The sequence below is a fragment of the Legionella yabuuchiae genome, assembly GCF_900640115.1.
Taxonomy (GTDB): domain Bacteria; phylum Pseudomonadota; class Gammaproteobacteria; order Legionellales; family Legionellaceae; genus Legionella_A; species Legionella_A yabuuchiae.
The window spans coordinates 1-23,402 of record NZ_CAAAIW010000023.1; the positions used below are offsets into that span (position 1 = coordinate 1).

The window sequence follows — 23,402 nt, forward strand, 5'->3', positions numbered from 1 at the left end:
CAACATATTATCCTATTAACTCCTGTGAAAAAAGAAAAAGGACAAAACTTTCTTGATGCAGCAGACCAATGGTTATCAACAGCAATTTCGCAAGTACGCCAACCTGTCGAATCACTGTTTAATTGGGTTAACGAGAAACCCGGTATCCAAATCGCAAGTAAAGTTAGATCTTATCAAGGTTTGATAGTGCATGTTTTTGGAAAATTAGCCGCAGCTTTATTTCTCATGCGGCAACGATTAAATTTTTTAGCTTAATTTTTAAGTTTTGGATTGGCATTCTACTTTGGTCTTGTTCTACCATTCCTTTTATCAACAGGATCGCTGTACCGTACAGAGCAACAGGATGAAGAAGCCGGAATTTTTCACATGAGGATGTTGTCTTGCGTATTATTTAATCATTTCCAACATGAATTAGAAAAATTATGCTAAAATAACAACCTTTGATTCTGTTTAGCATGTAAAACTTTTTAATGAATGATGAGGAGTGTTTGATGGCGATCGTTGCAAAGCGTACTATTATGTCATTGTTTTCTGATAATGATGATGTGTATAGTCATCAAGTAAGAATTGTATTAGCCGAAAAAGGCGTTAATGTTGAAATTTTAACTGCCAAGCAGACAGAGGCCCCCAGTGATTTATTAGCAGTAAATCCTTATGGAACGGTTCCTACGTTGATCGATCGAGAATTGGTGTTGTATGAAGCTCGTATCATCATGGAGTATCTTGATGAACGTTTCCCGCATCCGCCGTTACTTCCAGTGTATCCTGTTGCGCGCGCTGAAACCCGGAAAATGATGCATCGCATCGAACAAGATTGGTATTCACTGTTACAGCGCATTTATCAAAACGATGATGCAAACCAGGCTCGCCAACACTTACAAAACAGCCTAGTCAATCTAGAGCCTGTATTCGCTGACAAGCCCTATTTCTTAAGCGAAGAGTTTTCACTCCTAGATTGCGCGTTGGCACCTTTATTATGGCGTTTGCCAGGGTTAAACGTTGAAATCCCAGAAAAAGCTACGGGCTTACATGAGTACATGCAACGATTATTTGCGCGAGAGTGTTTTAAAACCAGTTTAACGGAAGCTGAGAGGCAGCTAAGGGCGGCGTAATGACAAAAAAAATGACCTCAAGCAAACCTTATCTTATTCGCGGTCTTTATGACTGGATAGTAGACAATAATCTGACCCCTTATCTTTTAGTGAATGCCGAATCCCAGGGGGTTCAAGTTCCACAAGAGCATGTCGTGGATGGAAAAATCGTTCTTAATATTTCACCACAAGCGTGTCGAGGTCTGCATTTAGACAATGATCGAATTGTGTTTACCACACGTTTCTCAGGTCAGACCTTCCAAATTTCATTAACACCAGGGGCAGTATTGGCGATTTATGCACAGGAAAATGGTCGAGGGATGGAGTTTGAAGAGGAAGAAGACAGCTTGCCGCCACCAACGACGCCTACTCCTGAAAAAAGCGGACGAAAACCGACATTAAAATTGGTAAAATAATCCTAGAAAAAGCAGTTGAGTCTATAGCTTGCGTAGTCGGACTTAACTGCTTTTTCTAGAAAGAGATGAGTTCCTAAATTTTTCCAGGGAGCTAAATGAATGCCAAAGGATATTGCGCTCTATCAAACAAGCCAAATTAGACAGCTTGAGCATCAGGCGATTCATGAGCTTGGAATTCAGGAAAGCGAATTAATGGCGCGCGCGGGTTATTCAGCCTACCTCACCATGCGCAAATTTTATAATCAAGTCCGCCAAATTGCTGTATTCTGCGGTGGCGGCAATAATGGAGGCGACGGCTATGTCCTGGCACGTTTGGCTGCCGAGGAAGGTTTGGCTGTAGTCGTCTACCATGACAAACCCATTGATGAACTCCCCCCTACAGCAGCTGAAGCGGCGCAACGTGCAATAGCAACAGGTGTGCAATGTCTTCCCTTTGAAGAAGCCCTGGATGGGGATGCGGAGCTAATCGTTGATGCCTTGTTAGGAATTGGGTTAGAAGGCGCGGTGCATGGCGCAATCAAGCACGTCATTGAAATCATTAATGACAGTGAATTGCCGGTCATCGCGCTGGATATTCCCTCAGGAATTAACGCAGACACCGGCATGAAGCTTGGAACCTCTGTGCGAGCGGACATCACAACAACGTTTATTGGGGCAAAGGTAGGATTGTATACGGCGGATGGCCCGGATCATTGCGGTGAAATAATTTGTCATGATTTAGAATTAGAAAAAACGGATCAGACGATTCTTCCAGCTGCTTATTTATTGGAGCAGCAACAGCTGTGTCAATTCATGCCCGCTCGTAAAAAAAACTCACATAAGGGAACGTATGGGCATGTGCTAGTCATTGGAGGAGCTCGAGGAATGCCTGGTGCTTCTTGGCTTGCTGCAATGGCTGCTTTAAGAGTGGGTGCAGGAATGGTTTCCATAGCCACTTATCCTGAGCATGCAAAGCAAGCTTTGGCTGGGTTGCCCGAAGCCATGGTTTATGGCGTTGCCGATGAGAACGACTTAAAGCCCTTATTATCGAAGGCGACTGTTTGTGTGCTTGGGCCCGGATTGGGCGAAGACGTTTGGGCAGAGGGACTATTTACAGCAGCAATTGCTGCCCAATTGCCTTTAGTGATAGACGCATCTGGATTAAGATTATTGGCTCGCAATCAACAGCATGATGATAACTGGATTTTAACCCCACATCCTGGTGAAGCAGCCGATTTATTAGGATGCGATCCGGCAACCATCCAAAGCGATCGCCTCAAAGCTGCGCGATCTATTCAAGCGCAATATGGGGGCAGTGTGATTATAAAAGGGGTTGGAACCGTTATTGATTCTGGCGAGAATGAGGTGCATATTTGCCCCGCAGGAAATCCTGGTATGGCCACCGCTGGAATGGGCGATGTGTTAAGCGGAGTTATAGGAGGACTGTTGGCGCAAGGGCTATCCTTAGCAGAAGCGGCCAATCTTGGCGTTTGGCTGCATGCAAAAGCAGGTGATGATGCAGCGGTTAAATATGGAGAACGCGGCTTGATTGCAAGCGACTTAATGCCTTTTTTACGTTACCGAATAAATACGATTGGATGATTGACAGAAAAACTATGAGCAAAGCGTTAACTTTTGAACTTCCCTCAGAAGAAGATACAATCAGATTAGCTAAGCAATTTGCAAGCGTTCTACGAGTGCCAGCGATATTAACCTTTCAAGGACACATAGGCGCAGGAAAAACTACGTTTATTCGCGCGATGCTTAAAACGCTCGGAGTCGGCTCAACCGTTAAGAGCCCAACGTTTTCAATCGTGGAAACGTATCTTTTAGACGCCCTACAAATTCATCATTTTGATTTGTATCGTATACAAGACGAAGCCGAATTAGAGTATATTGGGTTTAGAGATTATTTTTCGAGTCAATCTGTGTGCTGCATTGAGTGGCCTGAGCATGGAAAGCATTTTTTAGAGGGCGTGGATATCGAGTTTGCGTTGATGACCCATGGTGGAGGGCGAAGGTTATGCATAATCGCGAAAAGCCCTCTTGGAGTTGAAATGTTGTCTTGTTTGGAAGTGGCATAATGAGAAAGGCAATTTTCAAAATCGTAGCCAGTTTTATATTAATTGGTCACGTTGCTGTTGCCGCAGAATTACGTTCTCTGGATATTGAAGAAGAGGGCACAATTACCAAATTAACCTTCAATTTATCTGGCCCCTTCGCTTACAAAGCATTTCTTTTATCGAATCCATCTCGAGCTGTGATTGATCTTGAGCACACCACCACATCCGTCAACTTCTCTAAATTAGGCTCAAAAAGCGCTTTGGTGAAAGCCATTCGAGATGGGCGGCCAAAACACGACACATTAAGAGTGGTCTTGGATTTAAATGATCCGGCTTCGCTTGCAGCAGATAAAGCGAAACATACATTAAGTATCAATTTAAGCGCTAAGCAAAATCGCTCAACCAAACAAAAGACAAACGTCCAACTAAACGCTTCTAAAACTCCAGTGATGGTCAGTCGCAGTCCATCCCGCGCTTTAAGAGATGTGGTCGTGATCATTGACCCAGGTCATGGTGGAAAAGATCCTGGCGCTATTGGCCCAAGGCATCATTTGGAAAAGAACGTGGTGTTAGCTATCGGGTTGAAGTTGAAAAACATTATCGACAAACAACCAGGTATGCGTGCGGTATTAACTCGTAATGGTGATTACTATGTCGGGCTTCGCGAACGTTTAGACATTGCTAGAAAATATGATGGAGATATTTTTATCTCTATCCACGCCGATGCGTTTAAAAACCGCAACTCAAACGGAGCTTCTGTGTTCGCTCTTTCTCAAACTGGAGCAACCAGTGAGGCTGCAAGATGGTTAGCTGAAAAAGAAAACTATTCCGAATTGGGTGGTGTTAATCTTTCGGAGTTAGACGATGATAACGGGGTAATTCGCTCGGTACTTATTGACTTATCGCAAACCGCAACGATTGGCGCAAGCTTAAACATGGGCGAGCGAGTTCTGCACGCCATGGATAATATTACAAACTTACATCACCAAGACGTTGAACAAGCAAGATTTGTCGTATTGAAATCACCAGATATTCCATCAATTCTGATTGAAACGGGATTTATCTCAAATCCTAGAGAAGAGAAAAATCTAACATCATCTTCCTATCAATCCAAGTTATCCTATGCCATTTTTCAAGGTGTAAAGCAGTATTTCTTTGACCATCCGCCCCATGGCACCTATATAGAAGCTCAGGCCAGAACCAATAAGCATATTGTCAGCAAGGGAGAAACATTGGGTGGAATCGCTGCAAAATACAGTACTACGATACAGAAGCTGAAAGAACTAAACCATTTGAACAATGCTCGTATCGTAATTGGTCAGAGTCTGATTGTACCTAATCCTGTGTCATGAGAATTCAAACCTTACCACCAGAACTTGCAAATCAGATTGCGGCCGGCGAAGTTATCGAACGACCGGCTTCCGTTGTCAAAGAATTGTTGGAAAATGCATTCGATGCCGGAGCGCAAACCATCCACATCGCAATCGATGGTGGCGGTGTGAATCGTATTAAAATAAGCGATGATGGCCAAGGAATATGCCCAGAAGATCTACCCTTGGCAATTGCAGCGCATGCGACTAGTAAAATCCGTAGTCTTAATGATTTATATCAAATTAAAAGTATGGGATTTCGAGGAGAGGCGCTGGCAAGTATTGCATCGATTGCAAGACTATCCATTAGCTCAAGAGCGCTTGGCGAAGACCATGCCACTTTATTGCAATTAACCCCTGCTGGACCAATACTCTCACCAACGGCTCGTACTCCAGGGACAACGGTTGATGTTCAAGATTTATTTTATAACGCCCCTGTGCGAAAAAAATTTTTAAAGACAGAAAAAACGGAGTTTCAAGTCATAGAGGCATTGGTAAGACGTTTTGCTATGTGTCGCTCAGATTTGGCAATTAGTCTCATGCATAATGGTCGACAAATACTAGCCCTTCCAGCAGCACGTTGTGAGAAAACAAAATTGCTACGTATTAAAAAATTACTGGGAAAATCATTTCTCGAAGAGGCAGTGTACATCGAGGTAAAACGATCTGGCATGGAGCTCTCAGGCTGGCTTGGCGGAAAATCCTATCATCGGAGTCAAAATGATAAGCAATGGATTTATGTGAATCACCGAATGGTTAAAGATAAGCTCTTAAATCATGCCATAAAACAAAGCTACGAACCCTACTTGCCCCCTGGACGATTTTCAGGATGTTTGTTGTATTTAGGGATAGCTCCGCAAGAAGTTGATGTCAATGTTCATCCAACGAAACATGAAGTGCGATTTCAACAGCCACGATTGGTTCATGATTTAATCGTCTCACAAATCGATGAAGCATTAGGTGGTCAGCAACAGTCTTCAAACCCAAAGTTCCCTCTAATGCCAAAGCTTAAGCAACCGTTATCTATTCGGGAACCGAATTTCAGCCAGCGTTTGCACATGAATGAACAGCAGCACTACGCAGATCATTCATTGGCTGTGTTAAACTCCGATTTTGCGATTATAATTCATCCGGAGGGTTCATTTTTGGTTGATGTATCGAAACTCTATCAGCTTGGAATGGAACAACATATTAAAAAAGAACAGGGTCTTTTAGGTAAGCGCCCCTTATTAGTTCCAGTCCGATTTCCTGCCGGCAATCAGGCTGAGGATCTTATCAGGTATTATCAAGAAGTGTTATCCAGTCTTGGTATCGACATCGACATGATTGCTCAAGACCAATTAATCATTCGAACTATCCCTAAACTGCTTCCGCAACTGGATATTCATGGTTTTATGAACACATTAAAAAACCAAACCAAGCTAGATAGGGAAGGTGTGTTGCGTTTAATGATCGCTTGTCATACCCTTAAAACAGAAATGTTAAGTTCTGAAGAGCGGGATCAATTGTTTGATTTTTTTGAGGCAGCACGCACACAAGCGCCCAATTTAAAACCTGTTTATAAACAGTTAGATGAAACGGCCTGTCGTGAGTTACTCTATGGTTAATTTAGCAGTGTGTTTAATGGGGCCGACGGCCTCTGGAAAAACCGATCTTGCTTGTCAATTGGTAGAAACATTCCCTTTTGAAATTATTAGCGTTGATTCAGCGATGATTTATAGAGGAATGGATATTGGAACAGCAAAGCCCACGCAAGAACACTTAGCACGCGCACCGCATCATTTAATTGATGTATTAGATCCAATTGAAAGTTACTCAGCCGCATATTTTTGTCGTGACGCAGAACAGCTTTGTAAAGAAATACACAGTCGGGGAAAGATCCCACTGCTGGTTGGCGGCACGATGATGTATTTTAATGCGCTTCAAAAAGGTATTGCAACACTACCAGAGGCGAATGAATCATTAAGAGCGCAATTATTACAGCAAGGAAGTACATTAGGATGGCCAGCGTTGCATAATAGACTTCTTAGCGTAGATCCAGTAGCCGCTGCTCGTATCCATCCCCATGATTCTCAACGTATTCAGCGCGCATTAGAAGTGTATGAACTCACCGGAAAACCTCTTTCAGAACTCGTTCATCAAACGGCCGAACCGTCCAAAGAGCGTTTTATTAACTTGCTGTTAATGCCTGACGAGCGGTCCTGGCTCCATGAGCGAATTGCGCTTCGGTTTGAACAAATGCTCGATCAGGGCTTTTTGGACGAAGTCAAAACGCTTTTACAACAATGGCCCTTGAATTTATCTCATCCAGCGATGAAAAGTGTTGGTTATCGTCAGGCTTTATTATATTTGCAGGACGAGATTGACTATGAAACATTCATTGCAACCGGGATTGCCGCGACTAGACAACTTGCAAAACGTCAGTTGACTTGGCTGAGGCATTGGTCCAATGGTCAGCAATTTACTGCTGAAAATCCACTCATTTGTCGAGAAGTCATGGCCAGAATCAGCAAAATCCTGGATAATAAATTCCGCAAGATTAAGGAGTAAACAATGAAGAAACAAGACAAAAAACCAGCCTGTGCCCAGACCACTTATTTTATAACTAATAAGGATATCCCTTTAAGTTGTCCAACTGAAAATATGGAGCTTTGGAATGCACATCCTAAAGTGTATTTACCCATTGAAGAAACAGGTGTTGAGGTTTGCCCTTATTGTGGCGCACGTTATGAACTAAAAGATGAAAAAGAAGAATAAGAATGATTAAATCGATTTGCATCGTTCGCCTATCTGCTTTAGGCGATGTATTAATGCTTGTGCCATTAGTGCGTACTTTGCAAGCCGCAATTCCTGATGCCAAGCTCACTTGGATTATTTCACGACCTGCCTACGATTTGGTGGAGGGAATGTCAGGCGTTGAATTTATTGTCATTGATAAACCCAAAAATATTCGTGATTACTGGCGTTTTGCTCAATTGATGCGTAAACGTCAATTTGATGTGCTGCTTGCTGCTCAAGCCAGTCTTCGCGCTAACTTATTATTTCCGTTTATCCGCTCAAAGCGTAAAATTGGGTATGATAAGGCGCGAGCTAAGGACGCGCATCAATGGTTTATTAATGAACAAATTGCCCCTGGTCAAGATCATACGTTAGAAGGATTTTTAAAATTTGCGCTCGCCTTGGGTGTTAAGCAAAAACAGCTCACTTGGGATTTACCCATTGGCGAAGCTGAGCGAGCATTTGCAATTAGACAACTACCTGAACACAATACTGAGCCTTTAGTGTTATTAAATCCAGCAGCGAGTAAGGCCGAACGCAGTTGGGCAGTGGAGCGGTATATTGCGTTGATTCAACACTTAAAAACCCACTGGCAAGCTCGGGTGGTTCTAACCGGTGGCCCGGGAGACTATGACCAACAACTCGCAGCCGTAATTTTAAAGGCCATTTCTGTGGATGGAAATTTAATAGGGAAAACTCGCCCTAAGCAGCTACTGGCAGTAATTAAGCAGGCGGATCTAATGATTTGTCCTGATACAGGGCCGTCGCACATGGCTGCTGCAGTAGGAACACCCGTTATCGCATTGCATGCCGTGACCAGTGCGAACGTATCTGGCCCGTATCCTTATCGTCATCTTGCTGTTGATTACTATGATGAGGCTGTTAAAACAGTTTTGAAGAAAAATTCCGAAACCGATTGTTGGGGTACGCAGGTTCATGGTGACACTACTATGAATTTGGTACCGCTTGAATCGGTCATAGCTCGAGCTAATCAAGTCTTAACCGAATTAAAATTTCAGCCAGTCGCTGCCTCTCTGGAGAGTCAAAAGAAACAAAATTTTATACCCTGTACTTTGTAAAAATACGCACCGAACATTGTCGTTTTTGCGACCCCAGATCATCTGGCGTTGTTGCCTAAATGTTCCACCTTTCCCCCTCTCCGCACGAAGTGTCAGGGAGAGGGTTAGGATTAGAGGGATGATTTAATCTCAGTTCGATAGAATTTCGACTTGAAATTAACTTCCGGGTTGCGCCTCCGTTTCGGTTGAAGGGAAGGAAGGCTGTGCTGATTTTAAATTCGTCATCAAAAGTAAACTATTGTTCAATAATAGTCGTTCTTCTTGTTGGCGATTTAAATACATTTGATAATTAATTTCCGCTAGCAAAATGGCAATCTCCTTTTGAACGGTCGCAGGAGAGGCGGTATTAATTTTATTGAGCCACTGAGTATCTCCAGTACCAGAAGGATTATAAAGCCTCCATGTGGCCATGGAAAATTCACTCAAAGCCTGACTAGTCATTCTTGGATTATTCGCATCGCCTTGGTTCTGAGGTAAGCGTTTTCCAAGAATATAATAAAGATTGCTTAAAGGAATAGATAGTTGTGATGCATAGGATTGCAGCGAGACTAAATAATTATTTAAAGAGGCTTGAGCCGTTAGTTGTTGCTGCTCCGGGGGGGGCTTCACGCCTGAAGCGGTAGCTATCTCATAGAGTTTTTGATATTCACTTTGTGAAGGAAGTTCTATTGGCACAATCCCCGTGGCAAACCGGACAAAGTTTGCAGCTGCTTGCGCTTGGTTTTGGGCCGTTAATCCTTGATTTTGTTGCGACACAGCGGCATCTGATGAAGTTGTGCCTTGCTGCGCGGATTGCGTGGAATACAACAATGGAGCCAATAGCGTATTTCCATTTAATTGCGGTAGAACGTTTTTTAATTGATCATAAGTATAATATCCAACGCTTGGTGGTTGTCCTACCACATTTTTAGAGACTAATCCCTTACAAAGTGGCGGAGGCGATTTGGCTGTGCAATATGAGATATCGGGTGTGGTTAAGAGATTAAGCACATTTTGGCTAACTGGATCTTGCTGATTCGGCTCTTGATCAAGCGCGGGATTAATATAAATGCTTTTACCTAGCCCCCCGGTAGTTTGACTAAATACTAGATTAGCAAAGACATTTAATTGGCTATATCCCTCGGTTGCGGGAGGAGTAAACGATGAATACGCAGCAGAGATTGCATTCACTGGAATTGAGCCGAGCAGCGTGTTAAAGGCATAGCTTTGTAGCACTTGAGCTAGAGGTGCATTTACTAGTTGAGAATAAGGGGTTGGCGTTTGTTTGGATCCCAAATCATAACCCAGATAAATTCCAAGATTTTGAACATACTGAACTAATTTTTGCATGGAATCCGCAAAGGGATTATCGGGATTATATTGAATATCATATTGTGCTGAAACAGGGAGATTCATACTTAATAACAATCCAGCTACGAATCCTTTTGTTTTTAACTTTATCATTATTCTTCCCCTTCTAAAGCGCGTGCAACGAGTTTAAGACGATACTCTGAAAAGACACGCGATAATAATCGTAACCGTTCAAAAATAATATTCCGCTTAAGAAAGACGCCTGCCGGATCATTGCTGGACAGACTAGATTCTTCGGCATGAATAAGGACTTTTGAAGCGCTGCCAGGATGGACTGAATCGATTGCCTGTAAAATTCTGAGCCCGCGTCCAGATTTTATATTGCCAACTAGACGGATAAATTTATCTTCCTGACCTAATGCATTTAAATCAACAGATTCAATTGCATCTAGCTCTGTCCCTAATTGTTCAATGGCGCTTTCAAGCTCGGGATTGCCATCCAGCGTCCAATCCTCAACACTTTCTAGGAAGGTGACGACCCGGTAGATCATTGGATCAATGAACTCATGCCAATATTTGGCCGAAGCTTCATGACTAAGATTAGGCATATTTTACTCTTTTTTTACTATTTAAGCCCATTGAAAGTTGAGCATTGCTAGTTTGATGACTATTATAATATAGTATAGAAATGAAATGTCTATGTGAATAACTGACTAAAATATATGAAAAAAAAATCCTTTAAGCGAACCAGAAATTTAATAAAACGCATCTTTAATGTCAGAGCGTGGTCTGACTGGGATCGCATGAAAAATTTCACGGATTATTTAGTGAAAGGGTTCAAGCGTATTTTTATCCCAAACTCGACCGAAAAGGTGGAATCTTTTGACGCGGTGAAGACTAAAATGAATTTATCGGATGAAGATTTGTTGATTCGGCAAAAATCGTTATTACGCTTAAGTATTATGATGGTCGTAGTCTCTACCTTAATTATGATGTATTCGTTGTACCATTTGTTTCTCTTAAACATCGCAGCGTTCTTGTTAAGTTTTGTGGTTTCGATGCTGGCATTGATGCTGGCGTTCAGATATCACTATTGGCATTATCTTATTAAAGAACGAAAGCTTAATTGCTCCCTTAATGAGTGGTATAGGCAAGGCCTATTAGGCGAGAAACCATGAACAAAATTATCTTGGCAATTGGTCTAATCATTTTACCTGCTTTGGGTTTAGCTGCAGATAGCTCTTTAGCGTTTACGCCTCCAGCAACGGATTATTCCATTATATTTCTGAGCAATATTTTTGGGGTGGTCGATGGCGTTTTGCATGGCACTGGTAGCCAGATTATGGGCGCTATGTTTGGCGTATTCAATGCCGCGGTTCTAGCATTGGGTGGCATTATCATCATGTATACCCTTTTAGTATCTACGATGAATACCGCTCATGAGGGTCAATTTTTAGGCCAAAAATGGTCTTCAATATGGGTTCCTGTGCGAACGACGTTTGGATTGGCGTTATTAATTCCGAAAGCTTCCGGTTACTGCCTAATGCAAATTTTTGTCATGTGGATTGTGGTTCAAGGCGTTGGAGCCGCTGATAAAATATGGGGGGCGGCTTTAAGCTATCTCAATCAGGGAGGCTCAATCATTATTGCTCAAGAGGATCCGACTAAAGCATTAACGGCAGCAGGGGGCTCTGGGATTGCAGATGGTGCCCAAACCATTTTAGCAGGACAAGTTTGTATGCTAGGACTGGAAAAACAATTACGAAATTATCGGGAATATTATCTTCGTCAGAAACAAAATAAAACAGGCCCTTGCTATGGAACCGTTTCAGATAACATGCAAGTGATTTGCAATACCTCCGTCCCCAGTTTTCTTGACTCAGTCAACATTTTAAATGTTCGCATGCAAGATGATCAAAATCAGAGAGCCGCTTATGAAGTTCCGATGCCAAACTTTGATAGCACATCACCTTATCAACCGTTAAATGGTATCTGTGGCACCATCAACTGGAGTCGCAAAGTAGTGGGTAAAGACGCCAGTACTATCGCAGGTGGGGATGTTGGAACGCTTGAGATGTCTCGAGCCATTGCAATTCAGCAAATGTTCGTAGATTTAGCCTCCATAGCCCAAGTTATGGTCAATAACAATCCAGAACTCTCCGATCAAACTCCAGCGGATCAGACTCAAACCAATTATTCTGAGGTGGCTGAACAAAATTTTGGTGTCGCAGTGAGTGCTTCTGGTGCGGCGGCCTGTGGTATCCAACAGAATGCTCCTGGTTCTGGTCCAAGTAATAATTCTTCATGGTTTCAACAGGGCGGTAACATGGCCAATGCAACCTGTCATGTCTGGAATCAGGCGCCTGGCGCAAAAAACCCCCCTCTGTTTACAGGCACTGAATTTAGAGGAGCGATTTCCGATTATGATGCCGTTATGCGGCCTTTGTTGACGCTTGAAAATGAAGCACAAAATAAATCCTCAGCGGAAGCTAGTAGAGCGTTTATTCAAAGCGCTAACGCCCAAGGTTGGCTTATGGCTGGAAGCTATTTCTTTGATCTGGTCTTGTTAAATCAACAAGCCCTGGAAGCTTCAAAAGATGCCTTTGATTCCAATACTGGCCTAAATAAAAGCTCGTTTGATGTGAGCCAGCTCACTAAACTGTTTACAAGCACAGGATGCGATACAACCAATCAATACAGTCTTTTATGCACTTGGTTAAATCAAGATAAATCCAGTGTTGAGCCTATCACCACATTAATTTCCGGGGGAGGGGGTGGTGTTCCCAATATAAGTCCACCTACAAATTTATCTCGCGTCACTAATCCTGTGACTAGCACGGCTTCATCAACGGTGTATGGGTTTACCACAAACCAAATTTTAATTCAGCCGCCACAGCAAGCGGGCCAAAATCGAGTCCAGTTTGCAGACATGATGCATGTGAAAGCGGATACTAGCGCCTATGCCTTACCTTCTGCAGACTTCCCTTGCGGTAAAGTGAAAATCTTATTTTTCAGTTTCTGCCTTGGAGAGCTCATTGGCGATGTGGTGTATAATGCGATCATTGTCCCAGTTTATAACGCCTTTCTAGGATGGGTTAACGCCATTATTGAGCAACTTATTTTCACCTTTTTGCTTTTACCGTTAGAAGGCATCTCGGCTATTTTTAGACAAGGTGTAGAGATCATTAGTACACCAGGAATTAACCCAATCGTCGCTCTGGCTCAAATGGGAACCTATTATATCAACTTTGCCGGCACGCTTTTCATACTGATGTTAGAGTTATCAATCGTATCCGCTATCATCCCTTGGTTTGGAGTCGTTGTCTTTGTGATAATGGTGTTTAGCGGGCCTTTGCTTCTAGCATGGTTAGGAATTATGGTGTCAGTAGGGTTTATTACGGCGTATTATGTCCCAATCTTACCTTATATGATCTTTACTTTCGCAACGATAGCTTGGTTGATTGCTGTGATAGAGGCGATGGTCGCCGCGCCAATCGTCGCACTCGGGGTAACTCACCCAGAAGGCCATGAGGCGTTTGGTAAAGGTGAGCAAGCGATTATGATTCTCATGAACGTCTTTTTAAGGCCTTCAATGATGATCATTGGTTATATCGCCGCAATTTCATTATCGTATGTCGGGGTCTGGATATTAAACGCTGGGTTTGATCATGCGATTGCCTTTATCCAGCCGCCAGGCACGTCATCGGGTGCTGGAATAGAAAAGCCTTCTATCCCCGGAGCTGATATTGCAGACCGTTTGGCAAGCAGTTTTACACATAGTTCAGCCGTTCAAACGAGTGCTGGTAACGTTGCAGGCGGGTACATAGGCTGGGCGGGTGTGTTCGCCTACTTTTTCTCTATTTTAATGTACACGATGATGTATCTAACTATCGTGCAGCGTTCATTTACGTTGATTACGTATCTTCCTGATAAAGTCTTACGTTGGATTGGCGGTGCCCCTGAAACGATTGGTTCTGAAGCGGCTCAATGGGGTGAGGAAGCCAAAGGTAAAGTGGAAGGTGCAGCAAAAGAAACTTCAGGGGCTCAAGCGGCTACGCAAGCTCAGTTGCAAGGGAAGGCTCAAGAACTTATTGAAAAAGGTAAAAAAGGTGCTAGCAAACCAGACGTTAAAGCAACAGGCGGTAAGGGAGCTGAAAGTACACCTAGTGGCGGTGGCGATGAGGGGTCATCTGGTGGTGGAGCTGGTGGTGGTGGAGCTACGCCTCCTGCAGAGCCAATGCCTTAGGTATAGTCGTCATTAATGGTTGAAACCATTAATGACGCAATTTTTCAATGATGATATTCTTTCGTACCAGCGATTATTAATTTATACATGCGTTCGCTAATAATGCCCTCTTCAAATTTGCGTTTGGCATCCACGGTCATAAGCTGGCCCCGCTCACGTACCAATTTACGTGTCATGTTGGTGACTTCATTAGGATTGCCTTCTAATAGAATATCGCGGGTTTCTTCATCAAAGACCAAATATTCTCGCAGTGCTACGCGTTTTCCATCTACCGTAGGTACTAATTTTTGCCAGATACAAAGACGAATGGTCTCTAAAATATCAATGGTTCGACCTAAGCGCTCTTCTCCAGAAAACGAGGTAACCAAACGTCGCATGGTTTCTGCGACCCCAGAAGTGTGTAACGTTGTATAAACTGGATGGCCGGTTAAAGCGGCCTCCAGGGCCGCGCTAATGGTTTCAGCATCACGACATTCCCCCACCATAATTAGGCGTGGTTTGCGGCGCAACGCATTTCGCACACCATCGGCAAAAGATGGGATGTGGCGTGGAATTTCAGATTGGCTGACGACCGCTGAAATAGTTTCAATTTCATCGTAAACGAATTCGATAGGGGCTTCATAGGTTAAAACCTTACGGTTTGATTCTTCTTTTTCAATTAAGTCGCGAATGATTGAAGCTAATAAGGTTGATTTACCGGAACCAGTCGCGCCAGTAATGAAGATGATTCCCTCCTGCGGTTCAATGGCCTCAATGATATTTTGCGGTAATTCCATGGACTCAAGTCTGGGGGGAGTTGTAGGAATGGTACGTAAGGTAATTTGAATCGCATCATGGCCTTCAACTAAACAGGCCGTACCGTTAACACGATAGCGAAAACGAACGCCACGATTGGGTCGAAATTCATAGTGCGTATCAATGTCGGTGCCCGATAGTAATTGCGTGGTGGCATTGGGTCCGTAGATGGCGTTAATTAAATCGCCGACTTCGGTATTGGATAAAGGGCGCTTTGTGATTTTAACAAGCCGACCATACACTTCAGCAAAAATCGGCTCACTCGTTTGAATGGTAATATCCGAGGCATTTAACGATTCTGCATGTTCCAGCATCCGATCCATAAAGACGGGTGTAAAACGGGTCGGTTCATCAGGCATGATATTAATATGATCACTTTCTGCCATATAACGAAACTCCTATAAAAACTTATAGCATTAGAATACTTGTAAAACACAATGATAAGGGATAAATCATCTGGCTAAGGCGCGCAATATATACATATCATTGGTGAACATAGGTTAGAGAGTATAAAACTTAGTATTTATTAACATCAGGTAGCCAGAGTGGGGCGAAGCGAAATCCAGGATCTGAGCGTTATAGAATCTATAATCCTGGATTTCGCGGCACTCCATCCAGGCTACCATGTACTGCGGCTTTAATTACTCTCTTCCCCAGGATAGGGATCACTTCGCTATATTGATTGGCGCAATTACTGGTTGCCAGGCTTTACTCGTTACTTTAATTTTAGCCGAATTAACCAGTTTTTCCATTTTCTTAAACTGTTCTAAAGCGTTATCATCTTTGGTTACTGCAGCACGCCATTCATTACTGTTAGTATTCAAAGCAGGAAGGGCTGCAATACGAAGAACTCGATCATCGATATGAATTTCAGACGCATCGCCTGTAACGCCAAGATCCGTATGAGATACAAAAGGCGCGGATATCATATTCATAGCCAATAATTTACGATATAGGATCATGCCGTTAAAATCTTCTTTAATGCGCGCTAAGCTTTCTTCTAAAATAACATTGGCTTGGTCAACGCCATTTTTCCAACCTTTTTCGACGCACTCAATCCATACGGCTCTTTCTTCTTTGGTTTTAGGCAATAAAGTCACGTTGGGATAATCCGGTTTTTTATAATCCATCCATAAGTATTGACGCCAATTAGGAGGGGTAGTTATAAATCTTGCTTGTTTTGCAACTTTGTAAGTGCGGTCAGAAATGCGGATTGTGCCAGGATCGGCAAGATTTAATGTATTTCGACCCTCAAGCAACACTGGGGGCAATATATTGTGAGGAAGTACTAGCGAATTAAAATCGAAAATAGCATCGAGATTTCTAGTTTCTTTTACAAGTTCTTCATCGATAAACTTGGCACGCCAGGCAAGTCCGGATTGAGCGCCAAGGCTTAGTGCTGTTTCTCGAATAGCCATTTCCCGGATTTTTCCGGTTGAAGTATCACCTTGATTTGCTCCACCGTTGCCCATTGCTTGTAAGCCTGCAAGGGATCCAGTATCCCCAACTCTCCCTGTGTTTGAATGGCAGGATACAAGCAAGGCGCTAAGTATGAGTGGAATGCTACGAATAAAGTTTGGCATAGCGTAATTCAACGACCTGACTGTTAGGGTAAACATGGATGTAGGCTTTATCTCCAGCCTGATAATCAATATCGCGGAGAATTTCCGCTAAGCTCTCATCTTTAACGTTCATGCTAATTAATACGGGAATAGCGGGTTCTTTTCCAAGTATCCGCAGGCGATAATGCGCGGATTTAGCAATTCGCTCTGTTATTTCGGCAATAGGACCTGACCAATCAACGGATGCGCGAGCTTGCAAATTATAAGCATTTGGAATGGTTAAGACATTATCTTTGGCTGGAGGTCGAATGTCCTTCTCAACTCGTGCCATTTCCAACATGGAACGACTAACGGAATTAGCTGCCTCAGCAAGTTTGATCGTTGCGTCATCACTAGGCTCATTAAATGGAGGCTTTTTTAACATAACACGGTTATGGCAGCTAGCGAGCAGCAAAGTTGTCAAGAGAATGATGACAATCCGATGATTCATCTTAAATTTTTTATTAACATTAGATTAGTATTGATTGAAACAGGAGGCTGACCCCTTGTCAAGCATTACCTGCTCTTAATTTAATTTCTGATAGAGACCATAAAAAACCTGGCCACTTTGTTTTAATTTTAATTTTTTCCAATACAGAGGATTTAGTTCAATTTCTTGTGGTGATTCGATGTACACATAACCTGTAGGAACAAGCACATTTTTATGTTCCAGCGCCTGGATTAAGGGAAGATAATTCTGAGCGAAAGGGGGGTCCAAAAATATAATATCAAATTGTTCCTGGGTTTCCTTTAAATACCGATAGGCATCCCCTTTAATAATGGTTATCCCTGAAGGTTCAAATGCTTTCGCTTCGTTTAAAAGATGACTATAGGCTTTGCTTGATTCCTCAACCATGACCACTTTAGCTGCACCGCGTGAGTGTGCTTCAAAACCAAGCGCCCCGCTTCCAGCAAACGCATCAAGACATCGGGATCCTCGAATGATGGACATAAGCCAATTGAACAAGGTTTCTCGCACCCTATCCGGGGTGGGACGCAAACCAGTGATGGCTGGAAAATGAATTTTTTTTCCGCGATATTGTCCTCCAATAATTCGAATCACTTGTTTCACCGTTGCCCCACAGTAACTTGTAACAACTTGCTGGAAGACAATGTAGAGTTAAACGCAGATTTTATTTCAGATTGAGTAACCGCATTCACTCGTTCAATGTAGGTATCTAAATAATCTTCTGGTAAATTATAAAAGGCTATTTTGAGAAGCATATCTGCAATGCTACTATTGCTTGCAATGGCCAGAGGAAAGCTGCCAATTAAATACTGTTTGGCTTCGGTTATCTCTTTGGGATTTGGACCATGTTGAACAAAATTTGTAAGCACTTTTCGTGTGATATCAATGGCTGTATTGGCTTGATTAGCTTTCGTAGCTAGGCTTATCAAAAAGGGGCCAACACCGGCTAAAGGTAAAAATTGGCTATGAACCCCATAACTAAGGCCGCGCTTTTCTCGAACCTCTATAGCCAGTTGTGATACCAAACTGCCACCGCCTAAAATATAATTTCCTACCACTAAGGGGAAATAGTCTTTATTGTGATGCGTGATGCCAAGTTGTCCAAGCCGAATTATAGTTTGCGAAGAGGGAAAGGGAACTTCGACATTCATGTCTTCACTGAGTGGTAAAGCTCTTATAATACTAGGGGGTGAAGCCCCTTTCTGAAGGCCTTGAGTAAGTTTCTCAGCAATTGCTTTAGCTTGGTCAGGTTGGATCGCTCCCACCAGGACAACGGTGGCATTTTGGCCCACAAAATGAGTTCTATAAAAATTACGAACGTCTTTTAAGGCTATCTGTTCCACGGTTTCAGTGGTTCCAAGCACTGGATGAGCATAAGGATGATCTTGATAGAGAACTCTAAAAAAAGCTTGATTAGCCACTTCATTGGGAGACTCTAATGCTTGGTTGATGGCCATTAATTGTTGACTTTTTTCACGATCAAACGCGGGAGCTAAAAAATCTGGTTTGGCAATAATTTTGGCAAAAATGTCTGTTGCACTGTTCAATGCGGTGGCTTCGCTGAGCGTTTTGAGATCCAATACGACCATATCTCTTGTGCTTTCAGTGTGATATTGGGCGCCGGTTGCCTCCAGTAGCTCAGCAATGGTGCTCGCATCTTTGCCATCATTACCTTGATTTAACAAATCCGTTGTAAGGGCACTTAGACCAAATTGATCGCCATCATAAGCTGAGCCTGCTGCAAATGCGACTTTAATGTTCAGCATGGGGACTTCCATGGCTTGATAAAAAACAACGTTGGCCCCATTGCTTGTCTTCCAACTCATTGGCTTTAAGGAGCTAGCAGCTATGGCTGTAGGCATTAGTAAGAATAAGCTGCAGAATGCGACTATACCTATTTTCCCTATAGATGCTGATTTTTCCGTGAAATGATTTTTGTGGCCGCGGGATTTTAAAAAACGGATAATAGCTTGCTCTATTGGAAGTGTTTTAAAATCGTGAATGCGCGAAAAGCAAGAGCGAAAATTCAGTATCGTTAGATAGAATGGGTACAATAGTCTCATCATTATCCTTATTGTTCTTGACTCGTTAAACCTTTGCGTAATCTAGCAGTAATACGTTCAATCTTCGGTTTGATCAAGTTGAGGTTACATTGAATTATCAGGAATTAATTTAGCCTCCGTCAGATTTTTTTCCTGGAAATACTTTTTAGCAACCGCTTGAATTTGCTCAGGTGTGACACGATTAATGCGTTCGATATATTGTTCTGCCGTTTTCCAACCAAGTCCAATTGTTTCGAGAAGACCGATTTCCATTGCCTGACCAAAAATAGAGTCGCGCTCAAATACTTTTTGAGCGATGATTTGTGTTTTGATTCGTTGCAATTCTTTATTTGACACTGTTTTCTGCTGCAGTTGTTGAAGTTCAGTTAACATATCTGATTTCAAGTCATCTAGGCTATGGCCTTGGCTAGGCGTTCCATACAAAACAAATTGTGTCTCATAGCGTGAATAGAGGTTGTAAATCACATCAGTAACGCTAGCTACGTGTTTTCCTCGTACTAACTGTCGGCTAAAGCGTCCACTATCTCCGGCATCTAAAATCCCCGCCATGACTTCAAGTGCATAGGGTTCATAAGAATTGTCTCCTATAGATTTCACGGTTGGAACAGTATATCCAAGCATGAGCATAGGAACTTGAGCTGGTGCTCTTACAATAACTTCTTTTTTTCCTAGAGTTGGTGGTTCAATCTGGGCTTTACGTTTTGGTAAGGTGATTGGTTTCAGGTGCCCAAAGTATTTTTTTGCCAATTCATAAACTTCAGTTGGTTTTACATCCCCCACCACAATCAATGTGGCATTATTAGGTGCATAATATTTGGCATACCAATCACGGGCATCTTCAACCGTCATTTGTTCAAGATCACTCATCCAACCAATGACGGGGTGATGGTAAGGAGAGGCCAGATGAGCTGCCGATAAAAATCGTTCGTAAGTGAGTGCTTGAGGGTTATCATCCGTTCTTAGGCGACGTTCTTCTTGAATCACCTTTATTTCCTTATCAAATTCTTCTTTATCTAACAGTAAGTTTTGCATCCGATCCGCTTCCAGTTCAAAACTGGTCGCAAGATGAGGGGCTGCAATTTTTTCAAAATAAGCAGTATAGTCTGTATTGGTGAATGCATTTTCTTGTCCACCTAAAGAAGAAATGGTTTTGGAAAAAACACCTAAAGGATATTTCTCCGTCCCTTTAAACATTAAATGCTCAAGGGCATGAGAGACGCCAGTAATACCGCCTTTTTCATCCGCCGATCCAACATCGTACCAAATCATTGAGACGACTACCGGTGCGCGATGGTCTTCTTTCACCACAACTTTTAAACCATTGTCCAGTGTAAAATCTTGTGTTTTACTGTAGGTTAGGGGGGTTAGTAGCGTTAATAGAACCATTAACACAACTCGCATGATTACACCTCAACTAAAAAAAAGTGATAGAATTCCACATTTCACCTAATTTGTATACCTATGATTAAATGGTTTAAGCGAAATCAAGACGACAAAGAAACGAAGACATCCGAGACCTCTTCGGTAAAGCCTGAAGAGGGAAGCGCTTCATCAGTTCCAATTATAGCAGAGGAACCGGCTATAACGCCGCCACTGGAAAGAAAAGGAATATTCGGTCGCTTTAAAGCGGGGTTGACTAAAACAAGGCATCATCTTGGGGATGGGATCGGCCGGCTTTTATTAGGCAAAAAAGAAATCGATGCGGATTTGCTCGATGATCTCGAAACCATGTTATTGACCGCCGATGTAGGGATTGAAACCACCCAAGCTATTATTGAGAAGTTGAGTGATGGGCTTGCTCGAAAACAATTAGCCGATGGTGACGCGGTATTTGCTGCACTTAAAGTACATTTGCAGACGGTTCTTATGCGTTCCTCAGAACCTTTGACGCTTAAAGCAGAAGAGGAAGGACCATTTGTTATTCTGATGGTGGGCGTTAATGGCGCAGGCAAAACCACTACTATTGGCAAATTAGCTAAACAATTTCAACAACAAGGGAAAAAAGTGATGTTGGCTGCGGGGGATACCTTTCGAGCGGCAGCCATTGAGCAATTGGAAGCTTGGGGAGAGCGTAATAAAATACCAGTGATTGCCCAACATTCAGGCGCGGATAGCGCCTCTGTTGTCTATGATGCGTTGCAAGCGGCAAAAGCGAGGAACTATGATGTATTAATTGCTGATACCGCGGGGCGGTTGCATACGCAACAGAACCTTATGGATGAGCTAAAAAAAATAAAGCGGGTTTTAACTAAATTAGACCCCAATGCCCCCCATGAGACGATGTTGGTTTTAGACGCAACGATTGGACAGAATGCTCTTAACCAAGCTCGGCAATTTAAAGAAGCCGTTGGCGTTACAGGGATTGCTATAACTAAGTTAGACGGCACAGCCAAAGGGGGAATTTTATTTGCTATTGCTAATGAATTAGATATACCATTTCGTTATATAGGGATTGGTGAAGGAATTGATGATTTACGTCCTTTCGATGCGGCGTATTTTGTTGATGCAATTTTCAATGATGATCGAATTTAACCAAGTCTGTAAACGATATCCAGGTGGCTTTGAGGCCCTCAATGAAGTCAACTTTTGTTTAGAGAAAGGAGAAATGGCCTTTTTAACGGGGCATTCAGGTGCAGGCAAAAGTACTTTGCTTAAACTCATTGCTATGCTGGAGAAGCCGACTTCGGGTCAGATTATTATTAATGGGACAAGACTTAACCAGATAAAAAAACGCGATATTGCTGGGTTTCGTAGCACCCTTGGGATAACGTTCCAATCCCCTCATCTTTTAAATGACCGCAGCGTTTTTGAAAATGTTGCCCTACCGCTTAAGATACAAGGTGTTCACCCGCACAAACTGACAAAGCGCGTTCACGCGGCATTAGATATGGTCGGCTTACTGAGCAAAGGCAAGTTGTTGCCCATTCATCTGTCTGGCGGTGAACAACAGCGCGTAGGAATTGCACGCGCCGTGGTCCATAAGCCTCAACTCGTATTGGCGGATGAACCCACCGGAAATCTAGATCCAAGTTTATCGTCTGAAGTGATGAACATTTTTGAAGAGTTTAATCAGGTTGGCGTAAGTGTACTTATCGCAACGCATGATCTGGCTTTGATCGCTGGAATGAAGCATCGTATTTTGATGTTAAGAGGTGGCCGCTTATGTTAAGTGTATTACGTACTTATCTAGCACATCATGTGCAAGCTGCGATAAGTAGCATGAACACCATGTTGCAAAAGCCCTTAGCGACCATAATGACAATTATTGTTATCGCAATTACCTTATCGCTACCGGCTTTATTTTGGGTATTTACAGCCAACCTTGAGCAGCTCACCAGTAATTGGAAACAAAGTGGGCACATCTCTTTGTACTTGACGCCGTCCTTATCCGAACTTAAGCAAACAGCTGTTCTTACTGAAGTTCGTTCCATAAAAGGTGTTGGTCAAGCAACGCTCAAAACACCTAAAGAAGGTATGACTGAGTTGCAGCGCCAAGAAGGTATGGCGGATATTATGAGTTATTTACCTGAAAATCCTTTACCCGCAGTCATTGAGATTATCCCTGCGATTAGTATCGATAAACCTAGCGAGATTGAAGCCTTATATCAGCAACTTAAAGCGCTTTCACACGTTGATCAGGCAAAACTCGATATGCAATGGGTAAATCGTCTCCACGCAATCTTGGATTTTGCTACGAATATCGTGCATGGGTTAATGATTTTACTGGCTTTGGCTGTGATTTTAATTATTGGTAATACACTTCGTCTTGCAATTCAAAGCCGGCATGAAGAAATACAAGTTTTAAAATTAATTGGAGCTACCGATTCATTTATTGTTCGCCCCTTTTTATATTCTGGGCTTTGGTACGGGTTGGCCGGAGCTGTTGTGGCTGTATTGCTCGTCAATATCTTTCTCTTAAGCCTCGTTATGGCTGCCAATAATCTGGCCGCAGCTTATCAGATGCATTATCCTTTGGCAGGACTGACGTTCGCTCAAATCTTGCTACTCATTCTTGCAGCGACTATACTTGGCTGGCTTGGTGCAAGGCTGTCGGTTAAACGCCAGCTTGCATCTATTGAGCCTTATTACTGATAGTATTATAATATACCCAATCATTATTTCGACAGATAAAAAAGAAGAAATAAGTTTTATATGAAAGTAT

The 23,402-nt window shown here is 42.7% G+C and carries 23 protein-coding genes; 15 read left to right on the forward strand and 8 right to left on the reverse strand.

Annotation, left to right across the window (positions count from 1 at the left end):
• The 10 genes from E1O47_RS09035 to E1O47_RS09080 form a co-directional block, all read left to right on the forward strand.
• Positions 1 to 255 (forward strand): hypothetical protein (locus E1O47_RS09035; RefSeq protein ID WP_207384313.1); only part of this gene is annotated, 255 nt, incomplete at its 5' end.
• 236 nt (positions 256 to 491) lie between these two features.
• The gene (gene sspA, locus E1O47_RS09040) at positions 492 to 1,112 is read left to right on the forward strand and encodes a stringent starvation protein SspA (protein ID WP_133130936.1); all 621 of its coding nucleotides are present in this window, start codon (positions 492 to 494) and stop codon (positions 1,110 to 1,112) included.
• Positions 1,112 to 1,507, forward strand: coding sequence for a ClpXP protease specificity-enhancing factor (locus tag E1O47_RS09045; RefSeq protein WP_242602086.1), 396 nt, complete (start codon positions 1,112 to 1,114; stop codon positions 1,505 to 1,507). The genes sspA and E1O47_RS09045 overlap by 1 nt, the downstream gene beginning before the upstream one ends.
• Before the next feature lie 99 nt (positions 1,508 to 1,606).
• Positions 1,607 to 3,088: an NAD(P)H-hydrate dehydratase gene (locus tag E1O47_RS09050; RefSeq protein WP_133130937.1), complete on the forward strand. Its 1,482-nt coding sequence runs from the start codon at positions 1,607 to 1,609 to the stop codon at positions 3,086 to 3,088.
• Positions 3,089 to 3,102: 14 nt separating this feature from the next.
• The gene (gene tsaE / locus E1O47_RS09055; protein WP_133130938.1) at positions 3,103 to 3,570 is read left to right on the forward strand and encodes a tRNA (adenosine(37)-N6)-threonylcarbamoyltransferase complex ATPase subunit type 1 TsaE; all 468 of its coding nucleotides are present in this window, start codon (positions 3,103 to 3,105) and stop codon (positions 3,568 to 3,570) included.
• Positions 3,570 to 4,901 (forward strand): N-acetylmuramoyl-L-alanine amidase, encoded by a 1,332-nt coding sequence (locus E1O47_RS09060; RefSeq protein ID WP_133130939.1) that lies wholly within the window; start codon positions 3,570 to 3,572, stop codon positions 4,899 to 4,901. The genes tsaE and E1O47_RS09060 overlap by 1 nt, the downstream gene beginning before the upstream one ends.
• Entirely contained in the window at positions 4,898 to 6,526 is a 1,629-nt protein-coding gene (gene mutL, locus E1O47_RS09065) for a DNA mismatch repair endonuclease MutL (protein WP_133130940.1), read from the forward strand. The genes E1O47_RS09060 and mutL overlap by 4 nt, the downstream gene beginning before the upstream one ends.
• Positions 6,519 to 7,469, forward strand: a complete 951-nt coding sequence (miaA, locus tag E1O47_RS09070; RefSeq protein WP_133130941.1) for a tRNA (adenosine(37)-N6)-dimethylallyltransferase MiaA — start codon at positions 6,519 to 6,521, stop codon at positions 7,467 to 7,469. Before mutL ends, miaA begins: the two co-directional genes overlap by 8 nt.
• Positions 7,470 to 7,472: 3 nt before the next feature.
• Positions 7,473 to 7,676, forward strand: coding sequence for a zinc-finger domain-containing protein (locus tag E1O47_RS09075; RefSeq protein WP_133130942.1), 204 nt, complete (start codon positions 7,473 to 7,475; stop codon positions 7,674 to 7,676).
• Positions 7,677 to 7,678: 2 nt separating this feature from the next.
• Positions 7,679 to 8,776, forward strand: coding sequence for a glycosyltransferase family 9 protein (locus E1O47_RS09080; RefSeq protein WP_133130943.1), 1,098 nt, complete (start codon positions 7,679 to 7,681; stop codon positions 8,774 to 8,776).
• A 156-nt stretch (positions 8,777 to 8,932) separates the two neighbouring features.
• Here the strand turns inward: E1O47_RS09080 and E1O47_RS09085 are convergent, their stop codons facing one another.
• Together E1O47_RS09085 and icmW are read right to left on the reverse strand one after the other, a co-directional pair.
• On the reverse strand, positions 8,933 to 10,219 hold the full coding sequence (locus E1O47_RS09085; RefSeq protein WP_133130944.1) for a type IV secretion protein IcmX: 1,287 nt from the start codon (positions 10,217 to 10,219) through the stop codon (positions 8,933 to 8,935).
• Entirely contained in the window at positions 10,219 to 10,674 is a 456-nt protein-coding gene (gene icmW, locus E1O47_RS09090) for a type IVB secretion system protein IcmW (RefSeq protein ID WP_133130945.1), read from the reverse strand. The genes E1O47_RS09085 and icmW overlap by 1 nt, the downstream gene beginning before the upstream one ends.
• A 114-nt stretch (positions 10,675 to 10,788) precedes the next feature.
• Between icmW and icmV the strand changes: the two genes are divergently transcribed.
• Both icmV and dotA read left to right on the forward strand, forming a co-directional pair.
• Entirely contained in the window at positions 10,789 to 11,244 is a 456-nt protein-coding gene (icmV, locus tag E1O47_RS09095) for a type IVB secretion system protein IcmV (protein WP_133130946.1), read from the forward strand.
• Complete coding sequence (dotA, locus tag E1O47_RS09100; RefSeq protein ID WP_133130947.1) at positions 11,241 to 14,312, forward strand: type IVB secretion system protein DotA; 3,072 nt, start codon at positions 11,241 to 11,243, stop codon at positions 14,310 to 14,312. The genes icmV and dotA overlap by 4 nt, the downstream gene beginning before the upstream one ends.
• 44 nt (positions 14,313 to 14,356) lie before the next feature.
• Here dotA and dotB read toward each other — a convergent pair whose 3' ends face one another.
• The 6 genes from dotB to E1O47_RS09130 all read right to left on the reverse strand — a co-directional run bounded on the left by dotB (position 14,357) and on the right by E1O47_RS09130 (position 20,641).
• Complete coding sequence (dotB, locus tag E1O47_RS09105) at positions 14,357 to 15,466, reverse strand: Dot/Icm type IV secretion system ATPase DotB (RefSeq protein WP_133130983.1); 1,110 nt, start codon at positions 15,464 to 15,466, stop codon at positions 14,357 to 14,359.
• A gap of 306 nt (positions 15,467 to 15,772) precedes the next feature.
• Positions 15,773 to 16,690 (reverse strand): type IV secretion system DotC family protein, encoded by a 918-nt coding sequence (locus E1O47_RS09110; protein ID WP_133130948.1) that lies wholly within the window; start codon positions 16,688 to 16,690, stop codon positions 15,773 to 15,775.
• Positions 16,671 to 17,159: a type IVB secretion system lipoprotein DotD gene (dotD, locus tag E1O47_RS09115; protein ID WP_133130949.1), complete on the reverse strand. Its 489-nt coding sequence runs from the start codon at positions 17,157 to 17,159 to the stop codon at positions 16,671 to 16,673. Before dotD ends, E1O47_RS09110 begins: the two co-directional genes overlap by 20 nt.
• Positions 17,160 to 17,234: 75 nt before the next feature.
• Positions 17,235 to 17,780, reverse strand: coding sequence for a 16S rRNA (guanine(966)-N(2))-methyltransferase RsmD (rsmD, locus tag E1O47_RS09120; RefSeq protein WP_133130950.1), 546 nt, complete (start codon positions 17,778 to 17,780; stop codon positions 17,235 to 17,237).
• Positions 17,777 to 19,039, reverse strand: a complete 1,263-nt coding sequence (locus E1O47_RS09125) for a M16 family metallopeptidase (protein WP_133130951.1) — start codon at positions 19,037 to 19,039, stop codon at positions 17,777 to 17,779. Before E1O47_RS09125 ends, rsmD begins: the two co-directional genes overlap by 4 nt.
• Before the next feature lie 285 nt (positions 19,040 to 19,324).
• The gene (locus E1O47_RS09130) at positions 19,325 to 20,641 is read right to left on the reverse strand and encodes a M16 family metallopeptidase (RefSeq protein ID WP_133130952.1); all 1,317 of its coding nucleotides are present in this window, start codon (positions 20,639 to 20,641) and stop codon (positions 19,325 to 19,327) included.
• A gap of 60 nt (positions 20,642 to 20,701) precedes the next feature.
• Between E1O47_RS09130 and ftsY the strand changes: the two genes are divergently transcribed.
• The 3 genes from ftsY to ftsX are packed head-to-tail and all read left to right on the forward strand — an operon-like array spanning position 20,702 to position 23,332.
• The gene (ftsY, locus tag E1O47_RS09135) at positions 20,702 to 21,772 is read left to right on the forward strand and encodes a signal recognition particle-docking protein FtsY (protein ID WP_133130953.1); all 1,071 of its coding nucleotides are present in this window, start codon (positions 20,702 to 20,704) and stop codon (positions 21,770 to 21,772) included.
• On the forward strand, positions 21,759 to 22,409 hold the full coding sequence (ftsE, locus tag E1O47_RS09140) for a cell division ATP-binding protein FtsE (RefSeq protein WP_133130984.1): 651 nt from the start codon (positions 21,759 to 21,761) through the stop codon (positions 22,407 to 22,409). The genes ftsY and ftsE overlap by 14 nt, the downstream gene beginning before the upstream one ends.
• Complete coding sequence (gene ftsX / locus E1O47_RS09145; RefSeq protein ID WP_133130954.1) at positions 22,403 to 23,332, forward strand: permease-like cell division protein FtsX; 930 nt, start codon at positions 22,403 to 22,405, stop codon at positions 23,330 to 23,332. Before ftsE ends, ftsX begins: the two co-directional genes overlap by 7 nt.
• Positions 23,333 to 23,402: the final 70 nt, after the last annotated feature.

Bases quoted from the DNA above. Each gene is read 5' to 3' on its own strand.
- E1O47_RS09085 (WP_133130944.1), bottom strand. From the start codon at position 10,219: ATGATAAAGTTAAAAACAAAAGGATTCGTAGCTGGATTGTTATTAAGT.
- E1O47_RS09110 (WP_133130948.1), bottom strand. From the start codon at position 16,690: ATGCCAAACTTTATTCGTAGCATTCCACTCATACTTAGCGCCTTGCTT.
- E1O47_RS09050 (WP_133130937.1), top strand. From the start codon at position 1,607: ATGCCAAAGGATATTGCGCTCTATCAAACAAGCCAAATTAGACAGCTT.
- E1O47_RS09130 (WP_133130952.1), bottom strand. From the start codon at position 20,641: ATGCGAGTTGTGTTAATGGTTCTATTAACGCTACTAACCCCCCTAACC.
- ftsY (WP_133130953.1), top strand. From the start codon at position 20,702: ATGATTAAATGGTTTAAGCGAAATCAAGACGACAAAGAAACGAAGACA.
- icmW (WP_133130945.1), bottom strand. From the start codon at position 10,674: ATGCCTAATCTTAGTCATGAAGCTTCGGCCAAATATTGGCATGAGTTC.
- E1O47_RS09080 (WP_133130943.1), top strand. From the start codon at position 7,679: ATGATTAAATCGATTTGCATCGTTCGCCTATCTGCTTTAGGCGATGTA.
- ftsX (WP_133130954.1), top strand. From the start codon at position 22,403: ATGTTAAGTGTATTACGTACTTATCTAGCACATCATGTGCAAGCTGCG.
- miaA (WP_133130941.1), top strand. From the start codon at position 6,519: ATGGTTAATTTAGCAGTGTGTTTAATGGGGCCGACGGCCTCTGGAAAA.
- sspA (WP_133130936.1), top strand. From the start codon at position 492: ATGGCGATCGTTGCAAAGCGTACTATTATGTCATTGTTTTCTGATAAT.
- E1O47_RS09045 (WP_242602086.1), top strand. From the start codon at position 1,112: ATGACAAAAAAAATGACCTCAAGCAAACCTTATCTTATTCGCGGTCTT.
- tsaE (WP_133130938.1), top strand. From the start codon at position 3,103: ATGAGCAAAGCGTTAACTTTTGAACTTCCCTCAGAAGAAGATACAATC.
- E1O47_RS09075 (WP_133130942.1), top strand. From the start codon at position 7,473: ATGAAGAAACAAGACAAAAAACCAGCCTGTGCCCAGACCACTTATTTT.
- ftsE (WP_133130984.1), top strand. From the start codon at position 21,759: ATGATCGAATTTAACCAAGTCTGTAAACGATATCCAGGTGGCTTTGAG.
- E1O47_RS09060 (WP_133130939.1), top strand. From the start codon at position 3,570: ATGAGAAAGGCAATTTTCAAAATCGTAGCCAGTTTTATATTAATTGGT.
- mutL (WP_133130940.1), top strand. From the start codon at position 4,898: ATGAGAATTCAAACCTTACCACCAGAACTTGCAAATCAGATTGCGGCC.
- dotD (WP_133130949.1), bottom strand. From the start codon at position 17,159: ATGAATCATCGGATTGTCATCATTCTCTTGACAACTTTGCTGCTCGCT.
- icmV (WP_133130946.1), top strand. From the start codon at position 10,789: ATGAAAAAAAAATCCTTTAAGCGAACCAGAAATTTAATAAAACGCATC.
- dotB (WP_133130983.1), bottom strand. From the start codon at position 15,466: ATGCCTGATGAACCGACCCGTTTTACACCCGTCTTTATGGATCGGATG.
- E1O47_RS09125 (WP_133130951.1), bottom strand. From the start codon at position 19,039: ATGCCTACAGCCATAGCTGCTAGCTCCTTAAAGCCAATGAGTTGGAAG.
- dotA (WP_133130947.1), top strand. From the start codon at position 11,241: ATGAACAAAATTATCTTGGCAATTGGTCTAATCATTTTACCTGCTTTG.